At 35.1% G+C, this 14,330-nt stretch carries 15 protein-coding genes; 14 read left to right on the plus strand and 1 reads right to left on the minus strand.

Going from position 1 to position 14,330, the window contains the following annotated elements; genetic code table 11:
- Positions 1–5: 5 nt before the first annotated feature.
- From KO500_RS16830 to map, 14 genes are all read left to right on the plus strand, one after another.
- Positions 6–1,586 carry a type IV secretory system conjugative DNA transfer family protein gene (locus KO500_RS16830; RefSeq protein WP_215957726.1) on the plus strand — a complete coding sequence of 527 codons (1,581 nt, stop codon included), beginning with the start codon at positions 6–8 and terminating at the stop codon, positions 1,584–1,586.
- Between the two features lie 218 nt (positions 1,587–1,804).
- The gene (locus KO500_RS16835) at positions 1,805–2,545 is read left to right on the plus strand and encodes an SDR family oxidoreductase (RefSeq protein ID WP_215957727.1); all 741 of its coding nucleotides are present in this window, start codon (positions 1,805–1,807) and stop codon (positions 2,543–2,545) included.
- A gap of 4 nt (positions 2,546–2,549) precedes the next feature.
- Complete coding sequence (locus tag KO500_RS16840; protein WP_252732608.1) at positions 2,550–3,476, plus strand: helix-turn-helix domain-containing protein; 927 nt, start codon at positions 2,550–2,552, stop codon at positions 3,474–3,476.
- A 367-nt stretch (positions 3,477–3,843) separates the two neighbouring features.
- Positions 3,844–4,131 (plus strand): helix-turn-helix domain-containing protein, encoded by a 288-nt coding sequence (locus KO500_RS16845; protein ID WP_215957728.1) that lies wholly within the window; start codon positions 3,844–3,846, stop codon positions 4,129–4,131.
- Positions 4,132–4,136: 5 nt separating this feature from the next.
- Positions 4,137–5,387, plus strand: a complete 1,251-nt coding sequence (locus KO500_RS16850; RefSeq protein ID WP_215957729.1) for a type II toxin-antitoxin system HipA family toxin — start codon at positions 4,137–4,139, stop codon at positions 5,385–5,387.
- A 171-nt stretch (positions 5,388–5,558) separates the two neighbouring features.
- A complete protein-coding gene (locus KO500_RS16855) occupies positions 5,559–6,473 on the plus strand; it encodes a helix-turn-helix domain-containing protein (protein ID WP_215957730.1) in 915 nt (304 codons plus the stop codon).
- 99 nt (positions 6,474–6,572) lie between these two features.
- A complete protein-coding gene (locus KO500_RS16860) occupies positions 6,573–7,313 on the plus strand; it encodes an SDR family oxidoreductase (protein ID WP_215957731.1) in 741 nt (246 codons plus the stop codon).
- 18 nt (positions 7,314–7,331) lie between these two features.
- Complete coding sequence (locus KO500_RS16865) at positions 7,332–7,802, plus strand: DUF1097 domain-containing protein (protein ID WP_215957732.1); 471 nt, start codon at positions 7,332–7,334, stop codon at positions 7,800–7,802.
- Between the two features lie 3 nt (positions 7,803–7,805).
- Positions 7,806–8,558, plus strand: coding sequence for an SDR family oxidoreductase (locus tag KO500_RS16870; RefSeq protein ID WP_215957733.1), 753 nt, complete (start codon positions 7,806–7,808; stop codon positions 8,556–8,558).
- A gap of 6 nt (positions 8,559–8,564) precedes the next feature.
- On the plus strand, positions 8,565–8,981 hold the full coding sequence (locus tag KO500_RS16875) for a hypothetical protein (protein ID WP_215957734.1): 417 nt from the start codon (positions 8,565–8,567) through the stop codon (positions 8,979–8,981).
- Positions 8,982–9,232: 251 nt separating this feature from the next.
- Positions 9,233–10,063, plus strand: coding sequence for an SDR family NAD(P)-dependent oxidoreductase (locus KO500_RS16880; protein ID WP_252732610.1), 831 nt, complete (start codon positions 9,233–9,235; stop codon positions 10,061–10,063).
- 6 nt (positions 10,064–10,069) lie between these two features.
- Positions 10,070–11,320: an MFS transporter gene (locus KO500_RS16885; protein ID WP_215957736.1), complete on the plus strand. Its 1,251-nt coding sequence runs from the start codon at positions 10,070–10,072 to the stop codon at positions 11,318–11,320.
- A gap of 54 nt (positions 11,321–11,374) precedes the next feature.
- Positions 11,375–12,313 carry a helix-turn-helix domain-containing protein gene (locus tag KO500_RS16890; protein WP_215957737.1) on the plus strand — a complete coding sequence of 313 codons (939 nt, stop codon included), beginning with the start codon at positions 11,375–11,377 and terminating at the stop codon, positions 12,311–12,313.
- 102 nt (positions 12,314–12,415) lie between these two features.
- Positions 12,416–13,180, plus strand: coding sequence for a type I methionyl aminopeptidase (map, locus tag KO500_RS16895; protein WP_215957738.1), 765 nt, complete (start codon positions 12,416–12,418; stop codon positions 13,178–13,180).
- 303 nt (positions 13,181–13,483) lie between these two features.
- Here the strand turns inward: map and KO500_RS16900 are convergent, their stop codons facing one another.
- The gene (locus tag KO500_RS16900) at positions 13,484–14,323 is read right to left on the minus strand and encodes a DUF4138 domain-containing protein (RefSeq protein WP_215957739.1); all 840 of its coding nucleotides are present in this window, start codon (positions 14,321–14,323) and stop codon (positions 13,484–13,486) included.
- Between the last annotated feature and the right edge of the window lie 7 nt (positions 14,324–14,330).

Consider the following 14,330-nt stretch of genomic DNA (forward strand, 5'->3'; position numbering starts at 1 on the left):
AACCTATGCAAATAGATAATCTCATAATAGTACTTTCAATTGTTGGTTTGGCCAGTACTGTTTTCTATGGGACATTTCGGATATCAAAATATGCGTTTCTTTTGAATATCATTATACTTTCATTTTTGGTGTTCTACGTTGCTCAAGGAAATGAATTGGTGTCTATTTTGCTCTATTTGGTTTGTCCGCTACTATTAATTAATACAGGACTCTATGTTTTTCTTCATAAAACCGAAAATCCGCAAAATGGCGGCAGCAAATACCAAGTTAATTTTGCGACTACCAAAGGAAATTTCAAATTAGCGAACATTAAACGTGGTGCATCGGTCATTGGTGCTGCAGGAAGTGGAAAAACCGAAAGTGTGGTGTATGGCTTTCTGAAACACTTCCAAAAAGAGAGCTTTTGCGGCATCATTCACGACTATAAAGATTTTGAACTGACCGAAATGGCATATCCACTTTTTAAGGATAATGATGTTCCGTTTAAGGTCATTTCCTTTGATAAAATCACTCATCGGGTAAATCCTATTGCACCCCGTTATTTAGAGAACGAGGAAAGCGTAAACGAGGTGTCACGGGTATTAATAGAAAACCTATTAGAACAAAGAGAAAGTGGTGCAGCGGGAACAACAAAATTCTTCAACGACGCAGCTGAAGGTTTGGTAGGTGGCTTGATTTGGAAACTGAAAACCGACTATCCCAACTATTGTACGCTACCCCATTTAATTGCGATTTATCAATTCTTGGATACTGACAGCCTTATTCAGTTTTTGGCAACCAATACCACCTCAAGAGCGATGGCTGATGCATTTATTAGCGGCAAAGATTCAGATAGACAGACCGCTGGTGTGAAAAGTACCTTGGCAAACGCTCTGAAACGAATTAGTACACAACGGATTTTTATGACCTTGTCCGCAGATGAAGTGCCACTCGATATAAATAACGAAGAAAATCCCTGCGTGATTTCAATCGTGAACAATCCAAAATTTGAAACTTCGTATGCGCCTGTCATCGCTGCGATTATGCACACCATTATCAAACAAATGAGTGTTCGCGGGCAGCGACCGTCTTTTTTAGTAATGGAAGAAGCGCCTACCATACGACTTTTGAATATGCACCGCATTCCAGCAACATTGAGAAGCTACAATATCTCTACGATTTATGTGATGCAGGACAAAATACAGAACGATATGATGTACGGCGACAAAGCAAGCAAAGCCATTTTAAGCAACCTGTCCTACCAATTCTTCGGAAAGGTCAATGACCCGGACACCGCCAAATACTATGAGCGCTTTTTTGAAATCATCAAAGACCCAACGAAAAGCATCAGTCGTGGACACAATCTTGATTTTGATACACGCATTACGACTGGAGAAAAGGAAATCCCAAAGATAAGGGCAGACGTTTTCTTTCGATTAAAGCAAGGGGAGTTTATTACCTATGCCGATGGAAAAGATCAGAAGGTGCAGTTTAAATTAGCGGCTATTCAAAGAGCATTACCAAAGGAATCGAAACAGTTTTCTCCGGGAGATTTGGAGTCTAATTTTGAAAAAATTTATAACGAGGTTCAGGCTATATTTAACTAGCTTACTATCATTGGGAATTTGAACATGTGTTTTAGTGCTGCAGGTAAAAAACTTTAGATACAACGAGTTCTCTTTTATTTCCTTACATTTCTTCCTATAAATATTCCAGCAACACTTTATACCGTTAAAAATAATTTGATTACAACAAACACCAATTCGGTTACTTTTTAAAAATGAACAACTAAGAACTTTGCTATAGAATTAAAATATAAAATACGATGCAAAATCTTGAAGAAAAAGTAGTTGCCATTACAGGAGCAAATGTAGGAATTGGTAAAGCCATTGCAGTAAAATTATCGGAAAAGGGAACAAAAGTTGTATTAGGTGCGAGAAATACCGAACTTTTGGAAAAGGTTGTTGAAGAAATTAGAAGTAAGGGTGGCGAAGCTGCATTTGTAAAAATCGATGTGAGCCATAAAGCTGATTTGGCTCGGTTGGTAAATGCAGCAGTTACAGTATATGGAAAGTTAGATGTTATGGTAAATAATGCAGGTGTTGCAGGTATCAGTCGTGTTGACGAATTGGATGTTCACAGCTGGGACGAAATGATTGACATTAATATAAAAGGAACTTTGTACGGAATGGCAGCGGCAATTCCTGTTTTTAAACAGCAACAATCGGGACACATTGTCAATATCATTTCAACTTCGGGAATAAAAATTGTGCCCACACAAGCCGTTTATGCCGCAACAAAAAATGCTGTACGCACAATTTCCGAAGCTTTTCGGCAAGAATCGGATGGAAGCATCCGGATTACCGGTATTTCGCCTGGATATGTAAAAACAGATTTTGCTGTAAAAAGCGTAAATACCAAAGATTTGAAAGCCGCCGCTTCCAACGCTGTTAAATCATTGGCAATAAGCCCCGAGGCGGTTGCTAATGCTGTGATTTACGCTATCAGCCAGCCCAAAGATGTTGAAGTTGGAGACATTGTTATTCGTCCTGCAAAGCAACATTAATTATATGGAATTTAAAATGAAACGAAAATCGAACATAGTACCTATTGAAAGCATTTCGCAATTGACCCAGAAATTAGGGCTTTCGCCACCATTACACCCCTTGATTGCAGTGGTGGATTACCATGAGGCTTCGCTTGAAATGTTTCCAAAAGGACAAAAAATAAGTCTTGAATTTTATAAAATTTCATTCAAAAAAACGTACAAGGGCAAAACAAAATATGGACAAGGATATTATGATTTTGAAGAAGGCGGGCTGGCTTTTTTAAAACCTAAACAAATAGTTATTTCTCCAGAACAAATACAAAACTATATTGGTTTAGCTTTGTATTTCCATTCTGATTTTATTCTAAATTACCCATTAGGCAATACAATAAATCGATACGGATTTTTCTCTTACGATGTTTCCGAGGCCCTGTTTTTATCCATAAATGAAAAAGAAATCATATCCCATCTGTTTGCTTCAATAGCCCATGAGTTAAACAATAATATGGACCATTTTAGTCAAGATGTCCTAGTAGCTCAAATAGAATTGCTACTCCATTACAGCAATCGTTTTTACCATAGACAATTCATTACTAGAAAAGCAGTAAATCACAATATTATAACTTCTTTGGACGGACTATTGTTCGACTATTTTGAAAAAAATAAGGGCCTGAAAAACGGGGTACCTTCTGTCAGTTATTTCAGTACGCAGCTAAAATTGTCACAGCGCTATTTAAGTGATATGCTTCGTTCACTGACAGGATTGAACACACAGCAGTATATTCAGAATGCTATTATAGAAAAAGCGAAAGAAAAATTAGCAGCATCTAATTTATCCGTTTCAGAAATTGCTTTTGAACTGGGTTTTGAGCATTCGCAGTCATTTAGTAGATTGTTTAAGGCAAAAACAAGCCTTTCACCTTTGGAATTTAGACAAGCGTTCAACTGAAACGAAACACAGTACAAAAGTCCCAGTAAATAACCAAACAAGGAATATAGTAAAAAGGCTCTTTTTCGCTACCTACTTTTCGTTGTTCATTTTTTTTAACTACCATAAAGATTTTGATATTTAAATTAGGAGTAACAATCGTGATATTATAAAAATTAAAGCATACGTTTTATATGGATTAAAGTAAAGCGAGTTTGTAACCTATGCTGCTGGGAAGGATACGAAAGTGCGGTTGAACTTAGCGGAGAATTTTGAGCCGGTTTACGTAGGAGTGAGGTCTATTTTTAAACAGGAAACAATCAAGTAATTCTATTTACGTCGCTTATTTGTAACAAAATTGATATATTTGTCGTAAATAAGCAACAAAATGAATTCTAAGAAAACTATTCTTCTTCCAAAATATCAAAAAGTTTTTGAACAGATAGGGGAGAATATAAAGCTAGCAAGAAAGCGAAGAAAGTTAACGACAGAACAAGTTTCTGAACGTGCCGGTATTCACAGGGCTACCCTTTATCGCATAGAAAAAGGGGACGCTGCAGTTGCTATTGGATTGTATTTTAATGTTTTTAGAGTGCTTAACCTTCAAGATGATTTTCTAAAATTGGCTGTGGATGATGAATTCGGAAGAAAATTGCAAGACCTTGATTTATTATAAAAAATATGGCTGGAGGAAAATTTGATATATATGTTTTTGCCGATTGGATTGGTTTAGAATCTGCTACGCTCATTGGGATTCTTTCTGCGCATTTTGCCAAGGGTAAAAAGGCGTTCAGTTTTGAATATGACAAAGATTGGTTAAAGACCGATGCACAACGATTACTAGATCCAGATATAGAATTTTATTCAGGCCCGCAATACCCTGCAAATAAAGAGAATTTTGGAATCTTTTTAGATAGTATGCCAGACACTTGGGGTAGGACTTTAATGAAACGTAGAGCTGCTCAAGAGGCCAGGGCAAAAAATGAAAAAGCAGACACGTTATATGAAATAGATTATCTGCTTGGAGTTTTTGATGAAAGCAGAATGGGGGCATTACGTTTTAAAACGGATTTGGATGGTGCTTTCTTAGATAACGATGCACAGAGTCCAACACCACCTTGGTCATCACTTGGCGAACTTCAAGAAGCCGTAAATCAGTTAGAAAATGATGAACAAAGTGATGCTATTAGAAAATGGATAGCAGTTTTGATTGCACCTGGTTCGTCTCTAGGAGGTGCACGACCAAAAGCGAATATACTTGATGCCCAGAAGAACTTGTGGATAGCCAAATTTCCTTCTAAAATGGATGTTGTAGATAAAGCTGCTTGGGAATTTTTAGCCTATCAATTAGCCATTGCTGCGGGAATAGATATGGCAGATTCTAAAATAGAAAACGTAAGCGGTCACTACCATACATTCCTGACCAAACGATTTGATAGGGATAATGGCAAACGCATTCACTTTGCCTCGGCTATGACAATGACCGGAAATACAGAAGATACCATCAGAGATACAACACCTAGTTATTTAGAAATTGTTGAATTTATTGAGAATTATGGAGCAGATGTTGAAGCTAATTTACACCAACTATGGCGAAGAATGGTGTTTAATATCGCTATTTCAAATACGGATGACCATCTACGAAATCACGGATTTATTTTAACTGAAAAGGGTTGGATTCTATCGCCTGCCTATGATTTAAATCCCTCGATAGAAAAAGATGGTTTGTCTTTAAATATAGATATGGACGATAATGCTTTAAACTTTGATTTAGCTAAAAGTGTTGGCGAATATTTCAGGCTAAGCGAAAAAGAAATGAAAACCATTTTAAATGAAGTGTTGCCTGTAATTAAAGAATGGAAAAGTATCGCAAAGAAAATAAGAATTAAAAACGCAGAAATAGAATTGATGGCTGGGGCTTTCAAGTGGTAAGAGAACCAAAAAAAATTAAATGTAAGATGTATAACATCAAATTACGGTGGATTAGACTATGTCTGAGTCCACAAGGTATTGCCAACATCCGTTCCAAATCAAAAAAAAAGTTTAACCCGTAACTTGTCATATAAGCCACTATACGCCATTTAAAATAAATACTACAGATAAATGAAGAGTAAAAAGCCTGAATCAAATTCTTTATTTGAATTATATGAAAAATTAAATCTTCGTATTGATTGGATTCAACCAATTAAAGGATTTACTATAAATAATCTAAAAGATATTGCTTTTGAATTACCATATCAGTCACCTTCTTTTCGACCTAATTATTTCTCTCTCCTTTTTGTAAAAAGTGGAAAAGGAAAATATTCCATTGATGAACATACATTTAATTTCGAGACCCATTCTATCTATTTTACAAATCCGAGTAATCATAGAACATTTCATTGGGATGAACTAGAAGAAGCTTATCTAATAACCTTTGACGAAACTTTCTTAAAAAAGTATGTAGGAAAAGATATATTCAGTTCATTCCCTTTCTTATTGACAGAAACTTTAAGTCCAAAAGTTGCAGCTGATGATTTTTTTAAAACCACAGAAGAAATATACCTTCAAATTGAAAAAGAGTATCAAGAAGATTCTATAGAAAAGCATCAAATTATTGGCCACTTATTAGCTGTATTGCTTTATAAAATTAAGGCTTATTTTTGGCAAAATTATAATCCTATCTACGAAGGAAATAGAAGTTCTCAAATTGTAAAGTCATTTAAACTTCAACTTGAAAAACACTATCGGGATTTGAATAGAGGTATTATTGATGTTGTTTTTAGAGTGCAGGATTATGCAGATGCACAAAACCTGCATCCTAATTATTTAAGCAATGTAATAAAAACGAAAACTGGCAAAACTATTTCGGACTGGATAACTCAAAAAACAATTATTGAAGCAAAGACACTTTTGCAAAATAAATCGCTTTCTATCAAAGAGATTGCCCATAAACTAAGTTTTTCGGAAACAGCACATTTCAGTAATTACTTCAAAAAACAAGTTGGTATGTCGCCAAATCAATTCAGAAAATTATAGTCCTCTCTTTAAAATTTGCAATCAATACTGTATTTCTTGCAACAATACACATTAAAGCTCCCAATACATTTGCACTATAAATATTAAATATAGAGTCAAATGAAAATATTAAACAATAAAGTAGCCTTAGTAACAGGCTCATCGAGAGGAATAGGTGCCGAAATAGTACAACAATTCGGAAAATCAGGAGCTAAAGTTGTGATAAATTACAACGGAAGTAAAGAAAAAGCGGAAGAAGTTGTTCATGCAATTATAACAAAAGGTGGTGAAGCCATTGCTGTACAAGCGGATGTTAGCAAACCTGAAGATGTAGCACGTTTGTTCGATGCAACAATAGCACATTTCGGTAAAATTGACATTCTAGTGAACAATGCTGGGTTAATGCTTAATTCTTCCATTAAAGATGCCGCGGATGACTTGTTTGAGAAACAAATGAACGTTAATGTAAAAGGAGTATTCAATACACTTCGAGAAGCTTCAACCAAGTTAGCAGACCATGGAAGCATCATCAATTTTTCATCTACGGTTACACGAACAATTTTTCCAACGTATGGCATCTATTCTGCTACTAAAGCTGCGGTAGAACAAATAAGTAAAGTATTTGCCAAAGAAATAGGCAGCAGAGGCATTAATGTAAACTGTGTGTTGCCTGGACCAACAAGTACCGAATTGTTTTTAAAAGGAAAACCCGATGAAGTAATTGCTAAACTAGCAGGTACTAATGCCTTCAATCGATTAGGAACACCAGAAGACATTGCTAAAATAGTTGTGTTCTTAGCAAGTGATGAATCCAAATGGATTTCTGCACAAAGCATAGGTGCAAATGGAGGAATGGCATAACTAAAAAGCAAAAACATTATGAAAGAATTTCTAAAAGCAATAACAATGGGTGCTTGTGGTGCGCTTGCTGTTTTTACATCATTTTCATTGCATTGGCCTACTTGGGTTTTATTTATAGCTTGGGTAAGTTATTATCTATTTGGTAAATCATTAAGGTCTGCATTGTATGCATTAATACCGATAACTGCAGGGATATTAATGGGTGTAATAATTCAAATATTTGGTGGAATATTTAGTAAATATCTTGGAGCTATTGGCTTTTCTTTAGCCGTATTTTTATTGATTACATCACTAACATACTTATCAAAAATTAAATGGTTTAGCAATATTATTGCTTGGTTTATTGGACTCATTATTTTCTTTGGCGTTCATCCACATATAGAACCTAAACCAATATTAAGCCTATTCATTCCAATAGTAGCAGGTATCTCTTTTGCCTTTATAAATGATACCATAACAAGTATAATTTCAAAAGAACATAAAAATTAAAATATGAATAGTTTAAAAAATAGAGTTGCTATAATAACTGGTTCTGGTAGAGGACTTGGAAAAGCAATAGCAGAACGATATGCTGCTTTAGGTGCAGATATTGTATTAAATTACTCGAGAGACAAAGCATCTGCAGATGAAGTTGAAGAAAACATAAAAGCAATGGGAGCTCGTGTTTTTTCTGTACAAGCAGATGTTAGTAAGGTTGCAGATATTAAGCATCTCTTTTCAGAAGCTAAGAAAGCTTTCGGGAAGATAGATATTGTTATCGCCAATGCAGGTATTGAAATGGTGGAAACACCAGTAATTGATTTTACTGAAGAACAGTTTGATAAATTATTTTCAATTAATACCAAAGGAGCTTATTTTACAATGCAACAGGCAGCGAAACAGATTGAAGATAATGGTCGCATTATTTATATCGCTTCTAGTACAACCGTTTTTCCTGTCGCTGGAATGGCTATTTACGGAGGCAGTAAAACGACACCAAAATATATGGTAGATGTTTTGTCTAAAGAAATTGGTCATAGAGGTGTTACCGTAAATTCAATCATCCCTTTTGCAGTAGACCATTCAGGAATTTTTGCAGAAGAAAACAGTTATCCAGAGTTAAGAAAATCATTAATAGATAGTTGCCCTATGAAAAGACTGGCAGCAGTTGAAGATGTAGCAAATGTAGCTGAGTTTTTTGCAAGTGATATGGCTTCTTTTGTAAACGGACAACATTTATTACTTAACGGAGGTGCTACACAATAATTACTTATGAAGATAACAAAACTTTTAATCCTAATACTATCCGCAAGTAATTTCATTGCTTGCGGACAAATAGGAAATCACGAGCATACAGAAATGAAAAATATAAATTATGATGAAATCACCAATGCCAATGTAAGACACGCAATTGAAACTTGGCAAAAAGCAGATTCAGAAAAATGGTTTTTTCTATTTACAAAGGATGCTACTTTGTATGATGATGGAAACCCTAGAAATTTTCTAAAATTTAGCACTAAAGCAATTGGTAACGAATATTTCACAAGTATTGATAAAATTGAAGACAATAGTTTGAGTGTTTATGGCAAACTTCACAGCGATACTTGGGGGGATTTCAAAACTTATTTCAAATTTCATAGCAATGAAAACGGAAAGTTTTATAAACTGGAAATTGGGCAAGCGGAATAAAAACGGCATATAACAAAGAAGTTATATTTTATTGCTATTTCTTGCTAAAGTAAAGGTGACTTGATTTTCATGAATATGTACTTCACTAAAAATCAAAAACCAATTTGCCATTCGTTAGATGATAACCTACACTTAATTCAATAGTACTTTCAGCAAAAAATCCAATTCGGATACAACCATCCTCAATTAGGCTACAAATGCAAAACTCAATCTTCTGAATTTTGTACCATGTTTAATTTAAAAGGTTTATGATGAAAAAGAAATCAGAGAAAGTATGGTTTATTACAGGAACTTCACGTGGGTTTGGTCGTATTTGGACAGAAGCAGCATTGGAACGTGGTGATAAAGTGGCAGCAACTGCCCGTAGCTTAGAAAGTATTGCTGATTTGAAAGAAAAATATGGAGAACACGTACTACTTCTTAAGTTGGATGTGACCAAACCTATTGAAGCAAAGGCAGCAATCGAAGAGGCCTACAAACATTTTGGAAGGTTGGATGTGGTTTTTAATAATGCGGGTTATTCTTTAGTAGGCACCATAGAAGAGGCGAGTATAGCTAAAATTCGTGAGCTCTATGAAACTAATATATTGGGAGCTGTTTCCGTAATTCAAGCAGCATTGCCATTACTAAGAGCGCAAGGTCATGGTCACATTATAGGCACCTCTAGCAGTTTAGGTTTTGTGACATATCCTATAATAGGTTTTTACTGCTCTTCAAAATGGGCTTTTGAGGCAATCCATGAAAGTCTTGCGGCTGAAGTGAAACAGTTTGGAATAAAAGTAACCATAATTGAACCTGGGGCTTATGCTACTGAATTTGGGACCCTTGAATCCTTAAAATTCGCGAATAAATTAGAAGTTTACGATAATTTGAAAAATCAAATTATGGAAAGGTTGAAAACCCAGGAACGCGGCAATCCAAAAGCAACACCTAAAGCAATTTTAAAGGTCGTGGATGTTGAAGAACCACCATTGAGATTATTTCTTGGTACTAAAAGTTTACCAGAAGTAAAAAATGCCTTTGCAGCACGGATAAAAGAATGGGAGGCATGGGAGTCCGTTTCAAATGCAGTTCAAGGTTAAGTATTTATGAAAGGTAGAAAAAGTATGTTTTCCATATTCCGTAATTTACAGGCGGTGGCTTTGTTGTTGGCAGCATCACTGACCATATTATCAAATACGCTTATTAGCCCATCCTTACCTGGTATTCAAAAAGCTTTCCAAGGTCAAGCTAATCTTGATTTTACTGTGCCGTTTTTGATTACAGCACCTTCATTAATGGTAGCTATTTCCGCGCTGTTAATTGGTGTCATGGCCGATAAATTTAATCGGAGACTACAATTAATGATAGGGGTAGTGATGTTCGCTAGTATGGGTAGTGCTGGTTTGTGGTTGGGTTCATTAGAATCAATTTTGGTGAGTCGCTTTTTTTTAGGGATAAGTATAGCCTTGATGATGACAGCTCAAACGGCATTGATTGGAGAATATTTTAAAGGTCAAGCAAGAGATAAATTTATGGGTGTCCAGATTTCTGCTACTAATTTTAGTGGTTTGATTTTTATTATCATTGCTGGCTGGTTGGCAAATAAAAACCCATTCTATCCATTCGCCATTTATTTAATAGCACTACTGTATGTGCCTGTCATATACTTGGCATTTTTTAAAACAGTAAAAAAACGGTCGGATAAATCAACTAACATAGTTAAAATAGAAAAGCCTAAAATTCATGAAGATTCTCATGTTTCAAAAAACTGGGTGCTCACATTAGTAAGTATTGCCTTTATATGCACTTTAAGTTTAGCAGGTTTTTATATTATACCTACACGCCTTCCTTTTTATCTTGTAAAAATTGGGTATCCAGAGCCTTCTACAGCTGCAGCCTTGTTGGCGTTTGTTCTCCTTGCAGGTGGTACAGTTTCATTAATGTACAGTGCTGTTCGTAAACGTTTTGGACGTGCCATAACATTTGCTTCAGGATTCGCTATCTTTGCGTTAGGCTTTATAGGGCTTTCATTGGCCAGCAGTAACCTATTTCTTGTTTTCGCTTCTACATTTTTCATAGGTGCTGCAACGGGATTGATTACACCGATTTTTTTCAGTATTGCCTTGGATATAGCACCCTCAAAAAGACACGGTTTTGCTTCAGGAATGATCACTACCGCGCTATTCGTTGGTCAATTTATATCCCCGATACTATCTCAACCAATAATTCGTAATTTTGATTACTCTGGCGGCTTCAAGCTTTATTCGATATTGTTTTTATCACTCGGAATCATCAGTTTTCTTGTATTTAGAAAAGCAGATAGGAATGCTGAAAAAACGAATCATATCACTACTTAATAAGTTAGCATTTAACTGACCCCCAATTAATATATTGTTATATAAAGATTTACAATGAAAAAAAATAATTCCAGACCAAGACAGTTCAAATCACTATCGGAAGCATTACATACTCTGGGGCTACCGGGACCTAAACATCCGCTAATTACACTGATAAATGGAATAGATAATTCTATAGAGGTCAAAACACCGACCCAAAATCATATTTTAAATTTTTACAAAATTTCGTTCAGACCTCGTATGGGTGGCACTATTAGGTATGGACAAACTCATTTTGATTTTAATGAAGGCGGTATGCTATTTGCGGCACCAAATCAAATCATAGGTCATTTAAAAGAACAAAATAGTACAAACGAAAACCAGGACAACAATCTACAAATAACCTTATTGATTGACCCTGATTTTCTATTAAACTATCCATTAAGTAAAAAAATCAAACAGTACAATTATTTTTCATATGCTGTCAATGAGGCACTGCACCTGTCTGATAAAGAAAAGGAAATTATACTATCTGTATTTAGGATTATAGAAGATGAACTAGATAGTAGGATAGATGAGTTCAGTCAGGATGTGGTTGTCTCTCAAATCGATTTATTGCTAAATTATGCAAACCGATTCTACAAGCGACAATTTTTAACACGTAAGGAGGTGAATATTACCATGCTTCAAAACGTAGATGAGATACTAGAAGCCTATTTTAATGAACAAAAGCCCTTAGAAATTGGGCTGCCATCAGTAAATTATTTAGCCAACTGCCTTCATATTACACCTGGTTATTTGAGTGACATGCTGCGCTCCTTCACAGGCTTAAATGCACAGCAGCATATCCATAATAAATTAATTGAAAAGGCAAAGCTACGGCTTTCAAATACGGAACTTTCAGTTGGTGAGATTGCTTTTCAGCTTGGTTTTGAATACCCACAATCGTTTAGCAAGTTATTCAAATCAAAAACAAATTTTTCTCCTAAGGAATTCAGGCAATCTTTTAATTGAAAGATTGAACAAAATATTATATTTGGTGTGTATTTAAGTCCTACTCAATATTCCTTGTTGTAATTTTTAAGTAACAATTTTTAAATCTATTTTAAGAAAAATATGTCAATAACCAAAGAGTCAGAATTAATCGGAATGAAAGAAATTAGTAAAGTTGTTGGAACAACACTAAAGCTAATGAGAGAGTATGCTAAAGTGGGTATGTCTACTAAAGAGTTAGATGAATATGGTGGTAAAATTTTAGAAAGTTTTGGAGCGAAATCTGCTCCCTACGAAACGTATGGTTTTCCTGGATATACTTGCATCTGTTTAAATAAAGAGGTAGCTCACGGAATTCCTTCTGAAACTAAAATAATACATGAAGGAGATTTGATAAATATTGATGTTTCTGCCGAACTAAATGGGTTTTGGTCGGACAATGGAGGTTCTTTCGTAATAGGGGAAGATTTACATAATCATCAACCTTTAGTAAACGCCTCCAAAGAAATTTTAAAAAAAGCCATTGGTAGTATAAAAGGAGGGGTAAAAATTTCTGATGTTGGTTACTTAATTGAAACTGAGGCAAAGAAATCAGGCTATACTGTTATTAAAAATTTAGCAGGTCATGGGGTTGGTAGAAGTTTACATGAAGAACCTGAAAATATTTTAAATTATAGAGTAAGAACCAACCGCAAAAGGTTTAAAAAGAATACCACTGTTGCCATAGAAACATTTATTTCTACAAAATCAAATAATGCGGTAGAATTGAAAGATGGTTGGACCTTGGTAGGCAATAAAGGAGGTTATGTAACACAACACGAACATACAATCTTAGTAACCGATAAGCAACCTGTTATTTTAACAGGATCGAATGGAATATGGGAATAAACAACACAGTAAGACCTTAAAAAAATTAGAAAAAAGTGACAGCCCTAAATTTAGAGTCCCATTGGATGCTGATAAGATAGTATAAAAAACGGTACAAACGATGGTAACCAACTACACTGGAACCAAAGCACAGAGTAGAAAAAATTAAAAGTAAATGCAGTACCAGTTTTTCATTTTTCCACCAGAGGAATGTTTGGTAGCACTATGACTTTTGTGGGGTGATTTTATTGTAGAAGGTTCTTAAAAATTTAAGGTGATGGATTATTGCGATACAGATCCTATGCGGAGTCAAACATTATAGTATTAATTTGGATTATTGATAAAGCTGTGTGATATTTTCAGTATAATATTTCGTTCGCCATCTTTCTCGTTCACTTCTAAAAGTACCCTACGGTCGTTGGCTAATGAAAACTTGGGCAATACGTAAACGAATCGCATCATTTCACCTTCTGCAATTTTTGAAGGCAGCTGGTGTTTGTATATAGGTTTTTGATCTAAACGCTGTAAAGATTTCTTTTTCCCTTTCTGTCTTGTTTCAATCGAAAGGTTCAAGAAATTCAAATCGTAATCCAACGTAGAATTATTCTTAACCTGGATAACGAAGTAGAGCTCTTCTTTGTCAAAAACAATATTCTCAACCCTCAAAACAATATCTTGACTTCGCTTTTTAATCGAACCTATACGTTGGTTACTGTTCAAAAGATAAGAACAGAATTTTCTATAATAGCGCATTCTATTCGCAATACTTTTTTCAGAAGATTTAGCTTGAATCGAATCGATGACAATGGGCTTTTCATTTCCAATACTGGTTGATACTGGGATGAAATAATTGAGCTTTGATAGCTGCTTTTTATACCTTATAATATAGGAAAAAACTAAGCCATTTCTGTTGATTACCAATAGGTTACTTTCCCTTCCAGGGGTTGCCTGAAGCAATCCAAAATACTGCTCTTTTTCACGATTATAAGTAAAGACAAAATTATCCGAACCGGTTATCCCTTGTCGTATGGGTTCTGGAAAAAACAGCGCTACGTTTTTGGTGTCGTTGGCATAAATCGTATCGAGTACGTGCGTAGTTTGTGCATTTGCTTTCGCGCATGCGAAACAAACAATAAGAGCTGCACTAATAATATAAGTTTTCATAATAGAA

Source organism: Cellulophaga baltica (assembly GCF_018861125.1).
Taxonomy (GTDB): Bacteria; Bacteroidota; Bacteroidia; order Flavobacteriales; family Flavobacteriaceae; genus Cellulophaga; species Cellulophaga baltica_A.